Origin of the sequence: Paenibacillus sp. LHD-117 (genome assembly GCF_030929555.1) — a bacterium.
GTDB lineage: Bacteria > Bacillota > Bacilli > Paenibacillales > Paenibacillaceae > Pristimantibacillus.
Window position 1 is genome coordinate 186720 of sequence record NZ_JAVFVT010000008.1, and the last position, 20909, is coordinate 207628.

A 20909-nucleotide genomic window follows, 5' to 3' on the forward strand; every position below is an offset into this window, starting at 1 on the left:
ACGGAGGAGGTCTGAACATGCCGAATCAGTCTTCACAGGATGCGATAACGCTTGCGGATCGGTACGGCGCCCGCAATTATAAGCCGCTGCCGATCGTTATTGCCGAGGCGCAAGGGATATGGGTGACCGATCCCGAGGGAAACCGGTACATGGATATGCTGAGCGCTTACTCCGCTTTGAATCAAGGGCATCGGCATCCTCGAATTATCGGGGCGCTGAAGGAGCAGGCGGATAAGGTGACGCTAACCTCCCGAGCGTTCCACAACGAGGTATCGGGCGGCTTCTACGAGAAGCTTGCCGGGTATACCGGCAAAGGAGCCGTGCTTGCGATGAACACGGGAGCGGAGGCGGTGGAGACCGCGCTCAAGGCGGCGCGGAGATGGGCGTACCGGAACAGGGACATACCGGAGAATGCCGCCGAGATCATCGTATGCGAAGGGAATTTTCACGGGCGAACGATTGCCGTTACGTCCTTTTCGACGACGGAAGAATACAGGAAGGATTTCGGACCGTTCATGCCCGGATTCGTGACTGTGCCATACGGGGATCTAGACGCATTGGAAAAAGCTATGAGCCCTTGCACCGCGGCATTCCTAGTAGAGCCGATACAGGGCGAAGCCGGGATCGTCATCCCACCGGACGGCTATTTGGCGGCTGCGGCCGAATTATGCGCCGAGCGCGGCATCCTGCTGGTGGCAGACGAGATTCAGACCGGCTTCGGTCGGACGGGCAGAAGCTTCGCGATGGACTGGGAGGGCGTGAAGCCCGATATTTACGTGCTCGGCAAAGCGCTCGGCGGCGGGGTGATGCCCGTATCCGCGATTGCCGCGGATAAAGGAATCATGGACGTATTCGAGCCCGGCTCCCACGGGTCGACGTTCGGCGGCAACCCGCTTGCCTGCGCGGTGGCGTCGGCGGCCATAGACGTGGTCATCGACGAGAAGCTGGCTGAACGCTCCGAAGCGCTAGGGACTTATTTTATCAAGCGGCTGCAGGAAATCGCGTCTCCGATATTACGCGAGATTCGCGGCAGAGGGCTGTTCATCGGCATGGAACTGCTTGTTCCAGCGAGACCGTATTGCGAAGCGCTCATGAAGGAAGGGCTGTTGTGCAAAGAAACGCATGAGCGGACGATTCGTTTCGCTCCGCCTCTTATCATCGGGAAGCACGATATTGACTGGGCCGTACCGCGCATCGCGCAAGTTATCCAATCCGTCACTCCGTAACGAGACAGCGCAGAAACGAAGGAGAGGATGAGCAGCATGAACATTTCGCGGGAGAAGGTATCGGTCGTCCGGGTTCCATTCGGTCTCGGCGGCGCCGTCTTGGGAGCGGAGCGCGGACCGGATAGCATCATGGCCGCGGGGCTGCTCGATGAGCTGAAGCGGTTCGCGCCGCATGGCGTAAGCAGCGATGAAATCCGTCTGCCGCCGTCTCCGGCGATCGAAAGTGTCGAAGACCGCGCTGCTCCGGCTGCGGATGGCGGCATGATCAAATTCGAACGGCAGGTGCGCGAGATGTGCGAACGGACGGCGGATCGCGCCTTCCGCGCCGCCTTGTACGGCAATTTCCCGCTCGTGCTTGGAGGTGACCATAGCGTCGCCATCGGCACGCTCGCCGGGATGTCCCGCGCCTATGATAAGCTCGGCGTGATCTGGATCGATGCGCACGGCGACTTGAATACGGAGCAGACATCGCCCTCGGGCAACGCGCACGGCATGGTGCTCGCGGTAGCTTCGGGCTTAGCCGCGTTTAAGCAGACGGATATCGGACAGACGAGACAGCTCATCCGCAAACGGAATATCGTGCTTGTCGGTTCGAGGGACCTCGACGAAGGCGAGAAAACGTTCATCCGCCGGCATGGCATACATTGTTTCACGATGGCCGATATCGACAAGCTTGGCATGGAGGAGGTCATGAACAGCGCCCTGATGCTGGCCGGTCGAGAATCCGACGGTATCCATGTAAGCTTCGACATGGATGCGCTCGATCCGCTGGAAGCGCCGGGCGTCGGCACGCCGGTGCCCGGCGGACTCACGTTCCGGGAGGCGCGCCTCGCGATGGAGCAGTTGTCGATGAGCCGGGCGATCGCTTCGATGGATATCGTGGAGGTGAATCCTGCTAAGGATTCGCAAGGCCGGACGCCTCGGCTAGCCGTTGAGCTCGCGGCGGCTTTTATGGGCAAGCGGCTCATTTAGCAGATCGGCTCATGATCGCGGGCCCGGATGGATAGAGTTTCACAACATGTGTGAAACTAATGATGCTTCGGCGGCAGATAGCAGGCGGTCCTTAACGAACACATTATGAAACCCCTCATGCGCATGAGGGCAGGAGGGTATGTAACGATCGTTTAAGAGATTGCTGACCAGAGAAGCTTATGCGCTTGCGCATAGGCTTCTTCAGTTTGTTTGATAACATCATTAAAATGACCCTTAAAATCATATTTGTATCATTTACAATCAAACGGCTATAAATTTCACGGATTTTTATCCATTATCATTGCAAAGTATCATTTTTTGTTGATCAGGCAAATAGTAACGGGCGCTTCATGTCCTTTACAATAACACTAACAGAAAGAGTTCAGAAAGTCTGGTTTTCAGCACCGAGAAGGTTGAATGAAGATAGGAACTGAGGAGCGGAGCGTAGTGGTAGCTACGTGAGCACCGGAAGATCCGGCTGAATTCAAGATTCGATGTCGAATAGGCTTCTTGGCATACATCGTGATCAAAGGCGGACTTTCTGAACAACCGCTAACAACCAAAGCAGCAAGGAGGATGCACATGTCGCAAGCAACAACGGAGCAGCAATACGCGGGGGAACGGCAGCTAGAGCCGCAGCGCAAGAAAAACCTTATCCAGCGTCTCCTGAAGCAATGGGATATTCAGCTCATGGTCTGGCCGGGCATTCTGCTCATCTTCGTGTTCGCCTACATCCCGATGTACGGCGTGCTGACGGGATTTATGGATTACAACATCTTCACGGGAGGCCGAATTTGGGATAACCCTTGGGTCGGATGGAAGCACTTCCAAATGTTCTTCGACGCTCCCGAATTTTATAATGTCATGCGCAACACGATCGCGATCAGCTTTCTGAAGTTCATTATCGGGTTCCCGGCGCCGATTATTCTGGCGCTCATGCTGAACGAAGTACGTCACATGTTCTTCAAGCGAATCGTGCAGACGATTACGTATTTGCCGCATTTCCTGTCTTGGGTAATCGTGGCCGGACTGTTCATGTCCATGCTGGCGACGGAGAACGGCAGCGTCAACATGCTGCTGGAGAAGATCGGCGCCATCGACGAACCGGTCAACTTCCTCTCGATGTCGGAATACTTCTGGTCGATCCTGATCTCGGCGAACGTCTGGAAGGAAATCGGCTTCGGCTCCATCGTTTATCTGGCGGCCATCTCCGGCGTCGATCCGCATCTCTACGAAGCGGCGGACATCGACGGAGCGAGCAAATTCAAACAAATTTATCTGATTACGATTCCGACGATCATGCCCGTCATTGTCATCTTCATGATTCTGTCGATCGGCAACTTGCTGAGTGCGGGCTTCGAGGACATTCTCTTGCTCGCCACCAATCCGGTGCTTAGGCCGGTATCCGATGTAATCGATACGTACGTGTATCGGGTAGGCTTATCGAATTACCGTTATTCGTACGCCACCGCGGTCGGCTTGTTCAAAGCCGTCGTCAGCATCGGCATGCTGGCAATCGCGAACTACTTGGCTCGCAAATCCGGAAACAGCTTATGGTAGCACCGGCAAAATGGTCTTACGAGGAGGCGAACCGCCATGGCGCGTATAGCAATTAGCGATCGGCTCATGCTGATCTTCATTTATGCATTCTTGATTCTCTTATCGTTCAGCGCGTTTTACCCGTTCTGGAATGCGCTCGTCGTATCGTTCAACCTGGGGATCGACACCTCGAAGGGCGGCGTGACGTTCTGGCCGCGGGTATGGACGCTGGAAAACTACGATATCGTCTTTAACGACAAACGATTGATCAACGGCTTCTTCGTCTCCGTCGCCCGTACGGTCGTAGGCACGATCACCGCGATTCTGATGACCGCGCTGCTCGCGTACGGCATGTCGAAGAAAGAGCTGATCGGCAAAAATTATTACATGCTGTTCTTCGTATTCACGATGTATTTCGGCGGCGGGTTGATCCCGGCGTTCCTGCTTATCCGTTCCCTCGGCCTGATGAACACCTTCTGGGTTTTCATTATACCGGCGCTCATCAGCGTGTGGAACATGATCATATTCAGAACCTTCTTCAAAAGCTTGCCCGTCGGGCTCGAAGAGTCCGCCCAGATCGACGGCTGCACGAACTGGGGCATCTTCTTCCGGATCGTGCTTCCGCTCTCGGGTCCGGTCATCGCAACGCTGGCGTTGTTCACGGCCGTCGCGCACTGGAACGACTGGTTTATGCCGAGCATCTATATCACGAACGAACATTTGGTTCCGATTCAGACGATGCTGCGCCAAATTCTGAACGCCAACATCGTCACGGAGATGTCGAACAACATCGATACCGCCTCCGCGGCACGCATCGAAGGTTTGCGTACCATCACGACCAAGTCGCTGACCATGGCGACGATGATGGTCGCGACGCTGCCGATCATTCTGGTCTATCCGTTCGTTCAGAAGTACTTCGTGAAAGGCGTGCTCATCGGCTCGCTGAAAGAGTAACACCAAAATTGGTTTGAGGCTTAACCGCTTTGGACATATAATCGATATGATGAGAGGGGTAGTACAAGCATGAAGAAAGTAAAGAAATCTGCACTGCTTATCGTAACTGCTATTCTCGTGCTCGCCACGGTGCTGGCTGGCTGCAGCGGCAACAACGCCGGCAAGAACGAGCCATCGCCTTCGGCATCAAGCGAAGCGACGAAAGCTCCCGAGAACGGCGAATCCGGCGAGAAACCCGCCGATGTATGGGAATTCGGCTCCGAGGCGCTTGAGTTCAGCATGTACGGCCATTATAACTGGTATGACGTTCCGGCTTGGGACAGCACGGTAGCGGGCAAGTGGCTGATGGAGAACAAGAAGCTGAACATCGTTCCGGTATCGGCCGGCGGCAACCCCGAGCAGAAGCTGAGCACGATGATCGCGAGCAACGATCTGCCCGACGTCATGTGGATGGACCGCGGCGCGGACGTAGAGAGACTTCGCCAAGCGGGCATGCTTGTCGCCTTCGACGAATACCTCGACAAATACCCGAACCTGAAGACGTGGATGGGCGACGACCTCAACCTGCTGCGCTCCGAAGATGGCAAGCTGTATCAGTTCCCGAACTGGTATACGGGCCGCCCGAACGGAAACTCCGGTTACGTCATTAACAAAAAAATCTACGAAGAGCTAGGTTCGCCTAAGCTGGAAACAACGGATGACCTGTATGCATACCTGACTTCCGTCAAAGCGAAATACGGCGACACGGTCGTTCCTTACGAGCCGCATCTGGCGAAAGACATGCAGGGTCTTGGCGTATTGTACACGGCATTCGGCGAGAACGCGATGTACTCGTACCTGAACGAAGGGCTGCGCGCCGTGCCGCAAGGCGACACGCTCACTTCCCTGTTTACGGATCCGGTCTTCCGCGAAGCGCAAAAATACATTTCCAAGCTGTACAGGGAAAAGCTGATCTCCCAAGACGCGTTCACCCAAACGGTGGACCAAATCGACGAGAAAGTGATGCAAGGACGCGTAGCGGTATTCGCGGCATCCAGCCCGACGGTTATCGCCATGAACGCGCATAACGAAATGGTCAAACAAGATCCGAATTCCGGTTACTTCATGATCTGGCCGATCCATAAGGAAGGTCTGGACAAAAACAAAATTTTCCCTGGCACTTATACAGCGCTTGGCTGGAATGTTAACGTCATCACGAAAGCAGCCAAAGACCCTGAGAAAATCTTCGCGTTCCTCGACTGGTACACGGGTCCAGAAGGACAATCGCTGTTGTTCTTCGGTCCGGAAGGCAAGAACTGGAAAGGCTTCGACGCGGACGGACATCCTGTATTCACGGATCAATACGACGCGAACGAAGTGCTTGAGCTGCAGAAGGCGCATGACCCGATCATGTGGAACGGCAACACGGGCTACATCGACCCTGCGAAGATGAAATACGAAAGCAAGCTGCCGAAGGATCAACAAAACTGGGCGGCGCGCTACCAAAGCGAGATCACATGGCCTACGCAAGCGAACGCAACGGAGTTCATTAACCTGAACCCTGCGCCGGACAGCGAGCTGGGCATTATCAAACAACGCGTCGACGATATCTTCACGCAAGCGTACGCGGAATCCGTCATGGCGAAGAGCGACGAGGACGTCGATCGCATTCTGGATAAAGCCGAGAAGGACGCGCAAGACGCGGGTTATACGAAACTTCTTGAGTTCCGCACAGAGGGCTGGAAGAAAAACAAAGAGATTATCGCAGGCCAATAATCAACATATTGTGCTTCCATAAGGAAAGGGTATACTGAAAAAGTATACCCTTTTCCCTATGGGATGAGCGGTCTATCGCGTTTTCTATAAGATTTCTCTATCTTACCGTATATACGTCGACAGATCAGGAGTTGAATGACATGTACAAAGTGCTGCTCGTCGATGACGAAATTCTTGACTTAAAGGGGATGCAGACGTTCATTCCATGGACGGAGCTCGGAATGAATGTCGTTCATTCCGTCTCCAGCGGTTTCGCCGCGGCCGAAATTATCGAGTCCGAGCCGATCGATATTCTCGTCACGGATGTCCGCATGCCTAATATGTCGGGGCTTGAACTGGCCCGCAAAGCGTTGGATAAACAAGCGAGGATCAAGATCATTTTCGTGAGCGGGTACCAGGATTTTAACTACGTGAAGCAAGCGATGTCGCTTAACGCCTGCAGCTATGTGGTGAAGCCAATGGACGACAACGAGCTGATCGAGTCGCTTCAGAAGCTGCGCATCGAGCTCGATGACGAGCGCAGGCTGCTTGAGACCGAGCAGTTGTACCAACGAATGGTGCCGATCATGAAAAATGAATATTTGCTGCGGCTGCTGGAGGGTACTTCGGACGATGAGATGCTGCAGGTGCTTCTGGAGCGTTATGAGCTGAACCGCTTGGCATGGCCGGTTAAGGTGGTTGCCGTCGAACGCGACGATTGGATGTTGAAACGCGGCTCGGATGATGCGATCGACGATTCGGAGCTGTCCGGCTTATTCCTGCACGCGATGATCGATGTATGCAGCCGTCTGCGCATCGAACATATGTGCAAGCTTGGCGGCAATCGGGTAGGCATGCTCCTGGAACAGGGCATGGAGATCGACCGCCTTCGGGAAGCGTTGACGAACGAACCGCTTGAAGCTCCTTTTACGGTAACCATAGGCGTCGGAGGGTTCGCAGGCTCGCCCGCCGAACTTAAGGATTCTTATCGGCAAGCGAGGCTGGCGCTCGATTACAAGGTGTTTTATGGCAAAGGGCGAATCATCCGACACGAGGATATTCAGCAGGCTCAGATGAAGGACGTGCAAAGCCTGGATATTCAGCTCGACGCTTTGTTCGAAGCGATGACCGATTACGATCTGGTCAAGGTGCACGACGAACTCGGCCTTCTGTACGGGCTGGCGAACAATCTGCGTTCCAAATATACGATCCAGAATTTCACGGTGTTCCTGATCATGAAGCTGGATGCCCATCTGCAGAAGATCAACGAGGATTTGTTCCAGATGCTGAACTTGGACTTCAATAGCTTGGACGTCCTGCTGCGTCACGAAACGATGGACGAGATCCATTCCTGGCTCCGTTACCGCGTTTACGAGTTGTCCGAACTGCTGCAGAACAAGAAACAGAAAAAAAACTGGAAGCTCGCGCAAGATATCATTGCCGACGTGAAGCAGCGTCTGCACGAGAATATTACGCTGAAGGATGTCGCGGAGAAATATTCGTTTTCGCCGAATTACTTGGGCCAGATTTTCAAAGAAGAGATGAATACGAACTTCAGCGATTACGTGGCGACGCTTCGCATGGAGAAGGCGGGGGATTTGCTTGCGAACACGAATCTCAAGGTGTATGAAATCGCCGGCCTGATCGGGTACAGGTACCTTCCATACTTCAGCCGGCAGTTCAAGGATTACCACGGCATGACGCCGCTCGAATTCCGGAGACGGCCATGAAGGTGTTCCGTCGCTACAGATATATGCCTTTCGGCTACAAGCTGATGCTCTCTTATTGTTTATTTATCGTGATTCCGGTTATCGTCATCGGTTACTTCGCCAATTCGATTTATATCAAGTCGATTCGCGAGCAGATCGAGAGCAGCGTGAACGGGACGCTTATCCAGATTAGCGACAACGTATCCTACAAAATCGAAGATATTATCCGCGTGTCGGATTTCCTCTATTATGATAATACGCTGGCGAGGCATCTGCGCAACTACGAGAAAGGCTGGGTCGCCTACGAGGCGACGGTCAACCTGCTGCTGCCGAAGTTCGAGGCATACAAGCAGGCGTCCAGCTTGAAGATGTGGCAATCCATCTATATTAAGAATGAAGAGTTTCCCGAAATTTATTTCAATTACAAGGGAAACGATCCGCTAAGAAGCGAGACCAGCCGCTACGACGTTTACCATTTGAAGCGCATCTTGGACAAGGACTGGTACAGCGATTATCCCGATGAAGTATTCGGAATGACGATGCAGTGGAAGCAGGTGGAGGACGATGCCAAGTTCAACCGCATCTCGCATCTGCGCAGGCTGGTCGACGTTCAGGTCGTCGGCACGAACAGGGAAATCGGCTTCCTGAGGCAGAGTCTTCACTTGTCGGAGCTGTTCCAGACGGTCGACTTTAATAAAATCGGCAACGATGCGGCGATCTACGTCAAGGACGACGCGGGCCGCGTCATGTTAACCTCGGGCGAGGCGGAATTCCGGTACGGAGATGTCTGGGATGAAGAGGCCTTCGGGGAAAACCTGGTTATCGCGAAAGTCATTCCGAAGCTGAACTGGAGCATCGCCGCCGTTATCCCTAACGAAACGTTCGAGAAGAAGATCAATGAGGTGCGGCTGCTGACGTTCGCCATCTGCCTTGTTTTTACAATCGTGTATTTCATATCCGGCGCGCTCCTGTCCAATTACTTCTCCAGGAAGGTCGGCAAGATCGTATCGGTGCTCGATTCGTTCCAAGAAGGCAACTTTCATAAACGGATCAATTTCAAGGGCAACGACGAGTTCAGCCAAATTTCTTTGGCGCTTAATGAGATGGGGCAAAATATCGGCGAGCTGATCCACAAAGTGTACGTGGCCGACCTAGATAAGAAGGAAGCGGAGCTGGACATGCTGCAGGCGCAGATCAACCCGCATTTCCTATACAACACGTTGTCTTCGATCAACCGGTTGGCCAAGTTCGGCGAGCTGGACAAGTTGCAGCGAATGGTGATGGATCTAGCCAAATTTTACAGGCTGTCGCTGAACGAAGGTCGCATTCTGCTGCCGATCAGCGACGAGCTGGAGCAAGCGAACGCATACATCAACATTCAGAAGATCAAGTACGAGGAGCGGATGGGCGTCAGCTTCGACATCGATCCCGCGATCTTGAAGTACGGTACGATCAAGCTGATCATCCAGCCGTTCATCGAGAACGTGCTGGAGCATGCATGGTGCGCGGACCGAATCCATATCCGGATCGTCGGCGAGCTGGAAGACGATAACACGGTGCTGTTCAAAATCATCGACGACGGCGTCGGCATCAGCCAAGAGCTGCTGCAGCAGATGGACGATCCCGAGGAGAGCACGAGCGTTGGCTACGGCATCCGCAACGTCAATCAGCGCATCAAGCTGTATTACGGACAGGCCTACGGCGTCCGAATCTTCAGCCGCCTAGGCATCGGAACGACGGTGTGTATCCGCATCCCGGCGGAAGAGGCGCGGGAGGGGCGGTAGAGGAAGAGGGCAACAGGCGAGGGAAGAAAGCAGAAACGATAGGTATATTCTGTACGAAATTCCATACACAATCACACGATTCCAGGTGCAATGCTTGTATTCTGTACGAATTTTCGTACATAATCGGTGCCAATGCGGATTTGATGGATGATTGTGTATGATTTTTCGTATTGGAACAGCCATACGAACGACCAGCCTTGGGTCTCGAGCAATCATCGATCAGAAAAAGGTACTTCCACTCTAGCAATCCGAGATGGAAGTACCTTTTTGCGGGTTATTGGATATGCGCCAGATTATTCGTCCGCTTACTTCACGGCCCCGGCCGTAATCCCGCCCGTGATCTGGCGCTGGAAGAAGCTGTACAGGATGATGATCGGCACCATCGAGAACATGAGGCCGGCGAACAGGGGACCCCATTCGGTCCGGTACTGCATTTCGGCCTGCATGACCGCGATGCCGACAGGCAGCGTATAGATCTTCGTCATCGGATCGTTCATGATGACCGTGCCGAGGATGTATTCGTTCCAGATGTTCAGCACGTTGATGATCGCGACGGTGATAAGACCCGGCTTCGAGAGCGGCAGCATGATGCGGAAGAAGGTGCCGGCTTCGGAGCTTCCGTCAATGGCGGCCGCTTCTTCCATTTCCTTCGGCAGCGACTTGTAGAAGGCGACCAGTACGAAGATGCCGAATGGCAGCGCGCCTGCCGCGTAGACCAGAATGAGGCCGAGCAGATTGTTGGTCAATCCGACGCTGTCGAGCAGGAAGAACAGCGGGATCAAACCAAGAATAAGCGGAATCATCATCGCCGACACGTAGACGAAGTAGAGCAGGTTGCTGCCGCGGAACGGAAACCGCGCGATGATATAGGCCGTCATGGCAGAGAGCAGGACGGCGAGCGCCGTGCTGGCGCATGTAACGACGGTAGAGTTCATAAAGTAAGCACCGAACTTGTATTCCGTCCACACGTACGAGAAGTTGGACCACCTAAGCGGAATTTCGGGCAATGCCCACGGCTTGTTGCCGTAAAACTGCGGGTTGTCCTTCAGGGACGACAGCAGCGTCCAGAGAAGGGGGTAGACGACGGCCACCGTCCATACGAGCAGCAGGAGGCGGACAATCCAGGTCGAGAATGCTTCTTGGCGTGTTAGTTTCATCGGTTGCCGGTTCCTCCTTACATTTGGATCGTATCCCGCTTCATTAAGCGGTTCAGTATGAGCGACGTCACGAGCGTAAGCACGAGAATGAGAACGCCGATCGCGGAAGCGTAGCCCATATGGTATTGCTTGAAGCCGATTTGGTATAGATAGGAGCCCATGACTTGCGTGGAGTTATCCGGGCCGCCTTCGGTCATAAGCCAGACGATGATGAACGAGCCGTTAAGTGTCGTAATGACGATATGGATGATGGAAACCTTCATCTGCTCCCAGATGAGCGGGATTGTAATATGCTTGAACTGATGCCATCTGGAGGCGCCGTCGATATTGGAAGCCTCGTAGAGCGACTCAGGGATGTTCATGATCGCGGCCATGAGCAAAATCATATAAAATCCGATGCCGGCCCATACGGCCGGAGCAAGAATCGACCACATGGCGGTGCTCTCGGAGCCTAGCCATACCGTTTTGACCGGTTCGCTTGCGAACAGGGACAGGAATGCATTCAGGAAGCCGATATCCGATGGGTTGTAGATATATCTCCACAATACGCCGATGACGACGACGGAAATAAGGTTCGGGAAGAACAGGATGATCCGGAATAAGCCGGTTCTCTTAATGTTCATGCGAGTCAGCGCGACGGCGAGTATCGTTGCCATCAGCATGATCAGCGCGACCTTCCAGAATACGAGGAAAAAGTCGTTGAAGATCGCCGTGCCGATAATGTCGTCCTTAAACAATCTGACGTAATTATCGAATCCGATGAACGCCATGTCGCCCGAATAACCCGACCACTTGAAGAAGCTGATGTACAGCCCGCGCACGAGCGGATAAGCGGTCAAAGCGGCGAACAGCAGGAACGTCGGCACGATAAAGCTCAGGATGAACAAGGCACGCTTCAGCCGGTAGGAAGTTGGTGCTGCAGTCATTCAAGTCTCACGCCCCTTGTAAAAAATCTAAAAAGTAGAGCAGCGGCGGGAAGGGGGCTCCGGTAGAGGAGCTTTCCCGCCGCTGTTCGCGATAAGTTACGGTCTTGCAGCCGCTGCCGCTTCTTCCATGCGGTCGCCCCACTCGGCAGGCGTGATTTTGCCAGCGAGGAGCGCGATGATGCCGTCTTGCAGCGCTTTCTCGACATCCGCGTTCACGATCAGAGCCGGAGCGACGACCAGGTTGTCGCTGTTGAAGTAGTTCATGGCGGACTTCACGACTGGACCTGCGGAGGAGCTCTCCAGATCCGCCTTCACGTTCATGATCGCGCCCGTCATCTCAGCCCAATCTACCGCGAATTGCTCCGTGAAAATAAATTGCAGGAACGCTTTCGCCGCTTCCGGGTTTTTCGCTTTTTCGGCGATCGCAACGGATGCAGTGTAAGGGATAGCGACGTATTTCTGGCCCTTGTCTTGCATGACGGACGGCACGAAGTCGAACTCGAAGCCTTCCGGAATGTCTTTGCTCATCTCGTTCTCCAGCCACAGGCCGTTCGGGATGAAAGCGGCTTTGTGCTGCAGGAACGCCATTTGGGAATCCGTATGGTTCAGGGCAACGGATCCAGGATCGATCAGGCCCGCGTCGCGCATTTGCACGACTTTGTCCAATGCTTTCATGACCGGCTCGCTTTTGAAGACGCCTTCTTCGAGCGCCGCCATTCTGGAGATGATGGAGCCGTCGCCGCCGTTCGCGGCTACGATTGCGGAGTTGACCAGTCCGCCGTTGATGTAGTAAGGGTAAACGCCGGTGTGAATGTAAGGAGATACGCCGGACGCTTTGATCTTCTCGCTGACAGCCATGAAGCTTTCGAAGTCGGTCGGCGTCTCCCAACCGTTCTCGGTGAACCAAGCTTTGTCGTAGAACGTGCCCCACGAGCCGAAGACGAGCGGCATCGTGTAGTTTTTGCCGCTGTAATCCGTCGGCTGGCCGATCGCGATGTCGAGCACGTTTTTGCCGTCGGCGTTTTTGGCGCCCTTCAGAAATTCGGTAAGGTCGAGCAACTGGCCGTCTTGCACCATTTGAGATTCGTTGGAGCCTGCGCCGTCGATATAGACGAAGTCCGGAGGCGTACCGCCGATCCAACGGGGTCTCATTTGTTCGTTAATTTGGGAGCCTGCCGTTTGCGTAATCTTCAGGTCCGGGTTTGCTTCTTGGAATTTGGAGATGACGTGCTTCCACCACGTATCGCCGTAACCGCCGACGAAGTATTGGATTTCGAATTCGCCCGTCAGGCCTTTCGCCGCGTCGTCGTCGCCGTTGTTCGTGGCTTCGCCGGCGTTTGTCGTAGCCGGTTTGTCGTTGCCGTTATTCGTTGTGTTCGCGCCGGAGCATGCGGCCAGCAGGCTTGTTAGGAGCATAAGCGTGAGAATCGCAAACATCGATTTGTTTCTCATTGTGTTCATGGATCGGATCTCCCCTTGACTTTAAGTTTGTGGTCATACGAAGGTATTTCCTTTAAGCGCGCTAGCGTACATCCGAACTGTCGGCGATCCTCCTTTCATGACAAAAAAAGGGCATTAGTAACGAAGCATATCTTGCCTGCTTCGATAACTAATGCCCTTTCGGTAACACATTATCGGGTGAAGTCATTTAGTTTTGCGTTTTCATCATAGTTGAAAGCGGTTTATCTGTCAATCTTTAATATTTATTTTGTTAAATCGGCATAATTAGAAACCCAATTACTAACAAGTTGTCTAAAGCTGCTCGCGTTGATTGAATCGCTCAATATGCAGGGTAAGGAAGCCGGTTTCGTCCTCCGGCACCGGTTTCTTGAGATGCTCCTCCAGTATGGCGGACAACGCCAGAGATCGCTCGTACGACTCCGGATATTCGGACTGGATGCGGTGCAGCAACGGATTTTTGATATGCGACTCCTTCTTGATCCGGTCAATCAACCCCTTCAGATGCGAAATGAAGCGGAGGGAGGAGAAGGAATCGTTGAACTGAAGGCCGATGGATCGGGCTTCGTCCATGATCTTGGCTACGAGACGGACGACGGCAAGCGTCTCCGTGCCGCGTTCGCGGTTGCGCGCGCCGTGGAAGTGCATCGCAAGGAAAGCAATCTCGTCCTCGGGGAGCTGCGCGTCCAGCTTTTCGTTCAGATAGTTGACCGCCGCCGAGGCGACGTCGTATTCCTCTTTGTACATCAGCTTGATCTCGTAGGAGAACGGGTTGGTAATGAGTACGCCTCTGCGGCAGCGCTCGATGGCGAAGTTGATATGATCCACGAGCGCGGCATGGATCGTCTCGGAAAATTCGCCCTCCAGCCGCTGCTGCGCCATCGCGATGACTTCTTCGGTAATCCCGACGATCCGGGTATCGACGTTGTTCAAGATTTGCTCGTAATGTTCGATCGTTTCCATGGTATGCAGTAAAAACTCCTGTGTAATTTCAGATTCGATGACGCTCATGCCGGGCTGTTTCTTGAAGCCGATGCCTTTGCCGAACGCGATGGAGTTTTTGCCGGAGGATAATTTGGTCATCACGACATTGTTGGACAGCACGTGTATGATCTTACGTTCAATTGCGGCCATCTTCATGCTCCTCTCCTATTACTTCGCGTTCTGCGTCAGCAGCTTCTGAATTTCTTCCTTGATCAGCTCGGAGTCCGTGCCGAATACAACGTGGACGTTGTCTCTGCCGACCCGAAGAATGCCCGCCGCGCCCAAATCCTTGAGCGCTTGCGTCTGCACGAGCTCCGGTTGCTTCAGTCTCAGCCGCAGTCGCGTAATGCAGGCGTCCACATCCGAAATATTGCCTTCGCCGCCGATGAACCCGATGACGCTTCCGGCTTTCTTCGCTAGCGTCTCGGCGCTTGCGCTCCGAATCGCGGAGACGGGGGCCGGCTCCGGCGCGGCGGCCTGGACGGGTTGCGGCGGCATCATGCCGCTATCTCCCGAAGGCACGAATCCCTGGGAAGAAGCGATGGCCGAGACGGCAGCCAAACCAAGCTCCGGCCCCTCGAGTGCGGCATCGGCCGCGAAACCGCTTTCGGATCGCGGCGCATCCGACGTTCTGCCCGGCGTAGCGAGATTGAACAAGCGGATGACCGCGTAAAACGTAAAATAATAGACGGCGAAACAAGCGAGCCCGATCGGGAAAATGAGCCATGGCTTCGTCCCGTCGTTCCAGTTGATCGCGAGGTCGATGAAACCGGCGGAGAAGCCGAAGCCCATTTTAACCTCAAGCATGTACATCAGCATCATGGACAAGCCGGTCAGCACCGCATGGATGACGAACAGGGCGGGGGCGACCAGCATAAAAGCGAACTCGATCGGCTCCGTGATGCCTGTCAGGAACGAAGTGAGCGCGGCGCTGAGCATAATGGACAGGATGACCTTGCGGTGCTCGGGCTTCGCGGCCATGGCCATGGCAAGCGCCGCGCCGGGAAGTCCGAACATCATGATCGGGAAGAAGCCCGTCATGTAAGCGCCTGCAGTCGGATCCCCGGCGAAGAAGCGAGTCAGGTCGCCCTGCACCAGCTTGCCGCCGGGAGGGGAGAACTCGCCGATTTGGAACCAGGCGATATGATTGACGATGTGATGCAAGCCGGTCGGAATAAGAAGGCGATTGATCGTGCCATAGAGAAGCGTGCCGATGCCGCCCGTCGATTCCAGCCAAAGACTGAACACTTGGATTTTCTCTTGAATCGGCATCCAGATGAAGCCGAGCAAACCGCCGAGCACGGTCATGGACAGGGCGGTTATGATTGGGACGAACCGGCTGCCGGCGAAGAAACCGAGCGCCTGAGGCAGCTTAATATTTTTGAACCGGTTATACAGGTAGGACGTCACAACCCCGGTAATCAAGCCGCCGAGCACGCCCATCTGCATGTTCGTCTCCGCCAAATCGTTGGTCTGCGCGACTTCGAACGTCCGCATGACTTCCTGGAATACCGTGTAGCCGACGGCCGCGGACAAGGCGGATACGCCTTTGCCGTCGGTCAGCCCGATCGCGATGCCGATGGCGAACAGGAGCGGCAGATGGTCGAAGATGGCGCCGCCTCCCGCTTCGAATATGACGGCGATTTTCTGAAGAAGCGGATTTTCGAAGTCGATCTTGCCGAATCGGAACAGAAGAGCCGCTGCCGGCATGACGGCAATGGGAATCATGAGCGAACGGCCAATGCGCTGAATGTAGCTCATACTGTCAACCACCCTAGATTGAATGAGAAAAAAAGGGCATAGCTCAAGAACAACATCCGTTCTTGAACTAATGCCCTCTCGGTAACACGTTCATTTTGTCGATTTTGTGTAAATAAATTATACCTTCACTGGCTGATTCTTGTCAAAGTAACTTTACTAGTTAATTATGCCTGTTGCCCGGTCGCGGCGGCCTTCGCGGCGATCTCGGATTTGTCCTGGCCGAACCGAATGAATAACCAGACGCCTGACAGAATGAACGCACCCGCGATAAGCTGATAACCGCTCAGCGCTTCCTTCAGAAGCAACCAAGCGAGCAGGGACGAAATGACAGGTTCGCCGAGGACGGCCATCGATACGGCGGTAGCGTTCATATATTTGAGCAGCCAGTTGAACAAATAATGGCCGAACAACGTCGGGACGATCGCAAGGAGCAGGAACAGTCCCCATTCTTTGGAAGAATAGCCGGTGAACGGGTTGCCGACGCCTATGTTATAGAAGGCGAGCGCGGTTGCCGCGAATAGGAAGACCCAGAAGTTGTAGGCGAACGCGCCGACGCTGTCGCGGAGGCCTTTGCCGATCAGCATGTGGACGGCTACCGCAACGGTGCCAAAGAAAGACAGGACGTCGCCGGCGAGCGCATCGCCGGACAAGCTAAAGTCGCCGGCGCCGATGACGACGGAGCCGATGATCGCGATGCCCATTCCGGCGAGCATGGCGGCGTTCGCTTTGGTCTTGTAGATCCAGTAAGAGCCGAGCATGACGATCACGGGCTCGAGAGTCAGGATGACCGTTGAGCTTGCAACGGTCGTTAGACGCAGCGACGCCATCCATAATAGGAAATGCAGACCTAACATGGCGCCCGATGCGCCGAGCATCAGCCACTGCCGCCGGGTAAGCGAGAACAGCTCGCGGCGATATTTCCATGCGAACGGAAGCAGCAGCAAATTCGTTAAGTACAGGCGGTACATGGCGATGACGGCGACGTCGGCATCGGACCATTTGACGAAGATGGAAGAAAAGGAGATGGCGATAATGCCGACCAGATAAAGAAGTTCATAAGCGGAAAAACCTTTCGTGCTGCGGTTCATGGTAGATGGCTCGCTTTCGGGCGTGATATGGATTCCATAGCCCAATATAGCGTATGAACGGGCAGGTTCGCTAGAGCAATCTTTTGCTAAAAATAGGCGTTGACGTTGAATGCGCTGTCATTTTAACTTTTGATTAAAGGTTTAATCACTAGAAACCCGCAAACGGGACGCATGGATGTACGCGTCGCGTTTGCGGGTTTTCGCCGTTGGCAGTAATTCCATTTTGTAGCGGATTGAATTGAGTTATAATGTGAGGAGGAGGGGCGGGGCATGAAAAACGAAGCAAGCATCGTGGACGTGGCGCGGGCGGCGGGCGTATCGATCGCGACCGTATCGAACGTGATTAACGGCAAAGGGCGAGTATCGGCGACGACCAAGCAGAAGATCGAAAGAATCATCGGAGAGCTCGGCTATACGCCCAATTTGACTGCGCGCAACCTGAAGACGAACCGCAGCGACTTGATCGGGCTGGTTGTTCCGACGATGCAGCCCGGCAGGCTGCAGGACAATCCGTTCTATTGGGATCTGCTCGCGGGCGTCGAGGAAGGGGCGAGAGACCGCCGCTTTCATATTATTCTCGCGGGAATCGACGAGCGGACGGAGACGTTTTCTTTCGTCAAGGAGCGCAGGCTGGATGGGCTTATCGTCGTCGGAACGAACGAAGGCTCGCAGGCGGTGGGGCGTATTCTCGAGCTTGGCCTCCCTACCGTTTTTATAGACAGCTACTTGTCCGATCCGAATTTGATGCAAGTCTATTTGGAAGACCGTAACGGAAGTTACCTGGCGACCAACTATTTAATTAAGCAGGGGCATGGCCGGATTGCGTTGTTGATCGGCGATATTCCGCTGGAGAATATATCTTATTATGGGGTTCTTCACGAACGATGGCTTGGTTACAAAGACGCGCTTGCGGAAGCGGGCATACCGTACGACCCGCGGACGATGATCAAGCTGCCGACCTCGCTGGAAGGCGGATACCGCGCAGCGGACCAATTAATCGACATGGACGACGTGACCGCGATTTTCTCCTTCTCCGACGTCAGTGCGATGGGTCTGCTGAAGCGGCTGCGCGAACGGGGCAAGGAAGTGCCGAGGGACTATTCGGTCATCGGCTTCGATAACCTGTTCATGTCGGAATATACGTCGCCATCCTTGACGACCATCGCGCAAGATATTCTCACGAAAGGCAGGGAAGCCGTTCATCTGCTGCTGGACCAAATCGACGGCAGTCCCATCACGAATCGCCGGATAGCGATGCCTGTCGATTTGATCGTCAGGCAGACGACCGGACCTTGCAGAACGAAGAGTTAATAGGGCGTGCAGAAGAAGCCGCATCCGTCCGGACTATAGTCCGGACGGATGCGGCTTCGCTTCATTTTAAGACCTATATTGGTTGCCGGAGCGGATCGGCCGCGCCCAGTGCGGAAATTCGAAAGCGGGAGAACGGATACGTGAAAGAACGGGGAGCCGAACTGTTTTATCATAATAATCAAGCACCACGTTGTTACGCAAACGCAAAAAAGTGATCTATTCGAGACGGAGGTAGGAATCCATGAGCATTGCAGCAGGCATTAATATTTTTTCGGTACACAAGGAGCTGGGCGAAGATTATTTCGGCACGTTGGAAAAGGTGGCCGCGGCGGGGTATACCAACATCGAGCTGGTCGGCTTCAATATGAAGACGTTCACGCGATTCATCGACGAAATACCGGCGGAATCGGTAAGGGACAAGATCCGCGAGCTCGGCCTGAAGGCGGTTGCCGTCCATGAAGGCACGATGCCGGGACAGGAGCTGGACGCCAACGATTGGGATAACGTCATGTCTTATTATGACGTTGTCGGAAGCGAGCGGATCGTACTGCCGTCCGTGTGGATCAAGGATCGCGAGAGCGCGCTCAGAGCGGCCGAACAGATGAACGCAATCGGCAAGAAGATGAAGGAAGGCGGCTTCCAGTTCTATCTCCATAATCACGCGCACGAGTTTAAGCGGGTCGGCGACGAGACGTTGTTTGACTTGCTGCTTGCGAACACGGATCCATCCTACTTGAAGTTCGAGGTGGATATGGCATGGGTCATGCGCGCCGGCATCGACCCGGTGGCGGTTCTGGAGATGCTCGGAGAGCGCTGCGATATGGTCCATCAGAAAGACATAAGCAAGGAAGCCGCCGGCCGGCTGGATATTATGGAGGCGATGCGCCTGGATGGGGCCGAGAACCTCGAACCGATGGAAGCGTACGGGAAATACGTCAAGCCCGGCGATTTCGTCGAACTCGGAATGGGCCTGTTCGACTTTGCAGCCGTGTACGAGCGCATCCGCTCCATGGGACATATCCGTTACGCGCTTGTCGAGGACGAAGGCGAGTCGGAGGATAAGATCGGCAGCATAACCAGGGATCTGAGCGTGCTTGGGCAATACGTGTAACGAAATCAGGGGAGGAATGACGAAATGGAAAACGGCAAACTGAGGATCGGCATTATCGGCTGCGGAGGCATTGCGAATCAGAAGCATATGCCGTCGCTCGCGAAGCTGCCGCACTTATGCGAAATGGTAGCCTTCTGCGATACGGTGGAGGAGAGAGCCGTGAAAGCGGCTAAAGACTTTGGCACGGCGGAAGCGTACGTATATGCGGATTACAAGGAATTGCTGAAGGACGAGTCCATCGACGTGGTGCATGTGCTGACCCCGAACTTGCAGCATTCCTTCATTACGGTCGACGCTCTTGAAGCGGGCAAGCACGTCATGTGCGAGAAGCCGATGGCCATAAATTCTGCCGAAGGGCAGAAGATGGTCGAAGCCGCGAAGCGGACGGGCAAAAAACTTACGATCGGCTACCAGAACCGGTTCAGGAACGATTCGCAGATCCTGTACCAAGCTTGCCGCAACGGGGAGCTTGGAGACATCTACTTCTCCAAGGCGCATGCCGTCCGCCGGAGGGGAGTGCCGACATGGGGCGTCTTTCTGGATAAGGAGCAGCAAGGCGGCGGGCCTCTCATCGACCTCGGCACCCACGCACTCGATTTGGCGCTGTGGTTCATGGACAACTACAAGCCGAAGTCGGTTACCGGCTCTGTGTTCTACAAGATGGCGGACAAGTTCGAAGGCAATATGATGGGCCCGTGGGATCCGCAAGGCTATCAAGTTGAGGATTCCGCTTTCGGCCTCATCAAGATGGAGAACGGAGCGACCATCTATCTGGAAGCGTCTTGGGCGCTGAATACGACCGATGCCAGGGAAGCGATGACGACGCTGTGCGGAACGGAAGGCGGCGCGGAGATGAGAGGCAGCTCCGTCCTTGGGAAGAGCGACGTCATCTTCAACAGCGTCAAGCATAATCAGCTGGTGGAGACGAAGCCGTCCTTCAGCGGCGGCATCGCCTATTTCGGGCCGGGCGCCGAGGAAGACGGCGTGAAGGAAGCAAGACAATGGCTGGAGAGCGTCATCCACGACACGGAGCCTCTCGTGAAGCCGGAGCAAGCACTGGTCGTCACTCAGTTGCTGGAGGCGATCTATACTTCGGCGCAGACGGGCGAAACCGTGCAATTTTAGCGGAAAATATTTACATGAGATAGCCGGGGACAACTCCTCGGCTATTCGTGGTATAATTCTCTCTACTTAT

The 20909-nt window shown here is 54.5% G+C and carries 16 protein-coding genes; 10 read left to right on the forward strand and 6 right to left on the reverse strand.

Translation table 11 applies throughout. The features are described from left to right. The first annotated feature begins 17 nt into the window (after positions 1–17). From RB620_RS08605 to RB620_RS08635, 7 genes are all read left to right on the forward strand, one after another. Positions 18–1226 carry an ornithine--oxo-acid transaminase gene (locus RB620_RS08605; RefSeq protein ID WP_308093489.1) on the forward strand — a complete coding sequence of 403 codons (1209 nt, stop codon included), beginning with the start codon at positions 18–20 and terminating at the stop codon, positions 1224–1226. Positions 1227–1262: 36 nt separating this feature from the next. Then, the gene (rocF, locus tag RB620_RS08610) at positions 1263–2198 is read left to right on the forward strand and encodes an arginase (RefSeq protein WP_308093491.1); all 936 of its coding nucleotides are present in this window, start codon (positions 1263–1265) and stop codon (positions 2196–2198) included. A gap of 582 nt (positions 2199–2780) precedes the next feature. Beyond that, positions 2781–3758 (forward strand): ABC transporter permease, encoded by a 978-nt coding sequence (locus tag RB620_RS08615; protein WP_308093493.1) that lies wholly within the window; start codon positions 2781–2783, stop codon positions 3756–3758. Positions 3759–3794: 36 nt separating this feature from the next. Beyond that, a complete protein-coding gene (locus tag RB620_RS08620) occupies positions 3795–4691 on the forward strand; it encodes a carbohydrate ABC transporter permease (RefSeq protein WP_308093494.1) in 897 nt (298 codons plus the stop codon). A 69-nt stretch (positions 4692–4760) separates the two neighbouring features. Next, positions 4761–6446 (forward strand): extracellular solute-binding protein, encoded by a 1686-nt coding sequence (locus tag RB620_RS08625; protein WP_308093496.1) that lies wholly within the window; start codon positions 4761–4763, stop codon positions 6444–6446. Positions 6447–6586: 140 nt separating this feature from the next. Beyond that, on the forward strand, positions 6587–8155 hold the full coding sequence (locus RB620_RS08630) for a response regulator (protein ID WP_308093498.1): 1569 nt from the start codon (positions 6587–6589) through the stop codon (positions 8153–8155). Next, positions 8152–9918 (forward strand): sensor histidine kinase, encoded by a 1767-nt coding sequence (locus RB620_RS08635; protein WP_308093500.1) that lies wholly within the window; start codon positions 8152–8154, stop codon positions 9916–9918. Before RB620_RS08630 ends, RB620_RS08635 begins: the two co-directional genes overlap by 4 nt. A gap of 305 nt (positions 9919–10223) precedes the next feature. Here RB620_RS08635 and RB620_RS08640 read toward each other — a convergent pair whose 3' ends face one another. From RB620_RS08640 to RB620_RS08665, 6 genes are all read right to left on the reverse strand, one after another. Then, a complete protein-coding gene (locus RB620_RS08640) occupies positions 10224–11075 on the reverse strand; it encodes a carbohydrate ABC transporter permease (protein WP_308093501.1) in 852 nt (283 codons plus the stop codon). 17 nt (positions 11076–11092) lie between these two features. Continuing rightward, positions 11093–12001 (reverse strand): carbohydrate ABC transporter permease, encoded by a 909-nt coding sequence (locus RB620_RS08645; RefSeq protein ID WP_308093503.1) that lies wholly within the window; start codon positions 11999–12001, stop codon positions 11093–11095. Positions 12002–12097: 96 nt separating this feature from the next. Continuing rightward, complete coding sequence (locus RB620_RS08650) at positions 12098–13462, reverse strand: extracellular solute-binding protein (protein ID WP_308093505.1); 1365 nt, start codon at positions 13460–13462, stop codon at positions 12098–12100. A 291-nt stretch (positions 13463–13753) separates the two neighbouring features. After that, on the reverse strand, positions 13754–14599 hold the full coding sequence (locus RB620_RS08655; RefSeq protein ID WP_308093506.1) for a PRD domain-containing protein: 846 nt from the start codon (positions 14597–14599) through the stop codon (positions 13754–13756). A 12-nt stretch (positions 14600–14611) separates the two neighbouring features. Beyond that, entirely contained in the window at positions 14612–16204 is a 1593-nt protein-coding gene (locus tag RB620_RS08660) for a PTS transporter subunit EIIC (protein WP_308093508.1), read from the reverse strand. A gap of 164 nt (positions 16205–16368) precedes the next feature. Further along, the gene (locus tag RB620_RS08665) at positions 16369–17292 is read right to left on the reverse strand and encodes a DMT family transporter (RefSeq protein ID WP_308093510.1); all 924 of its coding nucleotides are present in this window, start codon (positions 17290–17292) and stop codon (positions 16369–16371) included. 270 nt (positions 17293–17562) lie between these two features. Here RB620_RS08665 and RB620_RS08670 point away from each other — a divergent pair, with 270 nt between their 5' ends. The 3 genes from RB620_RS08670 (at position 17563) to RB620_RS08680 (ending at position 20839) form a co-directional block, all read left to right on the forward strand. Continuing rightward, the gene (locus RB620_RS08670) at positions 17563–18603 is read left to right on the forward strand and encodes a LacI family DNA-binding transcriptional regulator (protein ID WP_308093511.1); all 1041 of its coding nucleotides are present in this window, start codon (positions 17563–17565) and stop codon (positions 18601–18603) included. 241 nt (positions 18604–18844) lie between these two features. Further along, the gene (locus RB620_RS08675; protein WP_308093513.1) at positions 18845–19714 is read left to right on the forward strand and encodes a sugar phosphate isomerase/epimerase family protein; all 870 of its coding nucleotides are present in this window, start codon (positions 18845–18847) and stop codon (positions 19712–19714) included. A 24-nt stretch (positions 19715–19738) separates the two neighbouring features. Continuing rightward, positions 19739–20839: a Gfo/Idh/MocA family protein gene (locus RB620_RS08680; RefSeq protein ID WP_308093515.1), complete on the forward strand. Its 1101-nt coding sequence runs from the start codon at positions 19739–19741 to the stop codon at positions 20837–20839. The last annotated feature ends 70 nt before the right edge of the window (positions 20840–20909 follow it).

Excerpts from the sequence above, each read along its gene's own strand:
- RB620_RS08605 (WP_308093489.1), top strand. The coding sequence starts at position 18 with ATGCCGAATCAGTCTTCACAGGATGCGATAACGCTTGCGGATCGGTAC.
- rocF (WP_308093491.1), top strand. The coding sequence starts at position 1,263 with ATGAACATTTCGCGGGAGAAGGTATCGGTCGTCCGGGTTCCATTCGGT.
- RB620_RS08615 (WP_308093493.1), top strand. The coding sequence starts at position 2,781 with ATGTCGCAAGCAACAACGGAGCAGCAATACGCGGGGGAACGGCAGCTA.
- RB620_RS08620 (WP_308093494.1), top strand. The coding sequence starts at position 3,795 with ATGGCGCGTATAGCAATTAGCGATCGGCTCATGCTGATCTTCATTTAT.
- RB620_RS08625 (WP_308093496.1), top strand. The coding sequence starts at position 4,761 with ATGAAGAAAGTAAAGAAATCTGCACTGCTTATCGTAACTGCTATTCTC.
- RB620_RS08630 (WP_308093498.1), top strand. The coding sequence starts at position 6,587 with ATGTACAAAGTGCTGCTCGTCGATGACGAAATTCTTGACTTAAAGGGG.
- RB620_RS08635 (WP_308093500.1), top strand. The coding sequence starts at position 8,152 with ATGAAGGTGTTCCGTCGCTACAGATATATGCCTTTCGGCTACAAGCTG.
- RB620_RS08640 (WP_308093501.1), bottom strand. The coding sequence starts at position 11,075 with ATGAAACTAACACGCCAAGAAGCATTCTCGACCTGGATTGTCCGCCTC.
- RB620_RS08645 (WP_308093503.1), bottom strand. The coding sequence starts at position 12,001 with ATGACTGCAGCACCAACTTCCTACCGGCTGAAGCGTGCCTTGTTCATC.
- RB620_RS08650 (WP_308093505.1), bottom strand. The coding sequence starts at position 13,462 with ATGAACACAATGAGAAACAAATCGATGTTTGCGATTCTCACGCTTATG.
- RB620_RS08655 (WP_308093506.1), bottom strand. The coding sequence starts at position 14,599 with ATGAAGATGGCCGCAATTGAACGTAAGATCATACACGTGCTGTCCAAC.
- RB620_RS08660 (WP_308093508.1), bottom strand. The coding sequence starts at position 16,204 with ATGAGCTACATTCAGCGCATTGGCCGTTCGCTCATGATTCCCATTGCC.
- RB620_RS08665 (WP_308093510.1), bottom strand. The coding sequence starts at position 17,292 with ATGAACCGCAGCACGAAAGGTTTTTCCGCTTATGAACTTCTTTATCTG.
- RB620_RS08670 (WP_308093511.1), top strand. The coding sequence starts at position 17,563 with ATGAAAAACGAAGCAAGCATCGTGGACGTGGCGCGGGCGGCGGGCGTA.
- RB620_RS08675 (WP_308093513.1), top strand. The coding sequence starts at position 18,845 with ATGAGCATTGCAGCAGGCATTAATATTTTTTCGGTACACAAGGAGCTG.
- RB620_RS08680 (WP_308093515.1), top strand. The coding sequence starts at position 19,739 with ATGGAAAACGGCAAACTGAGGATCGGCATTATCGGCTGCGGAGGCATT.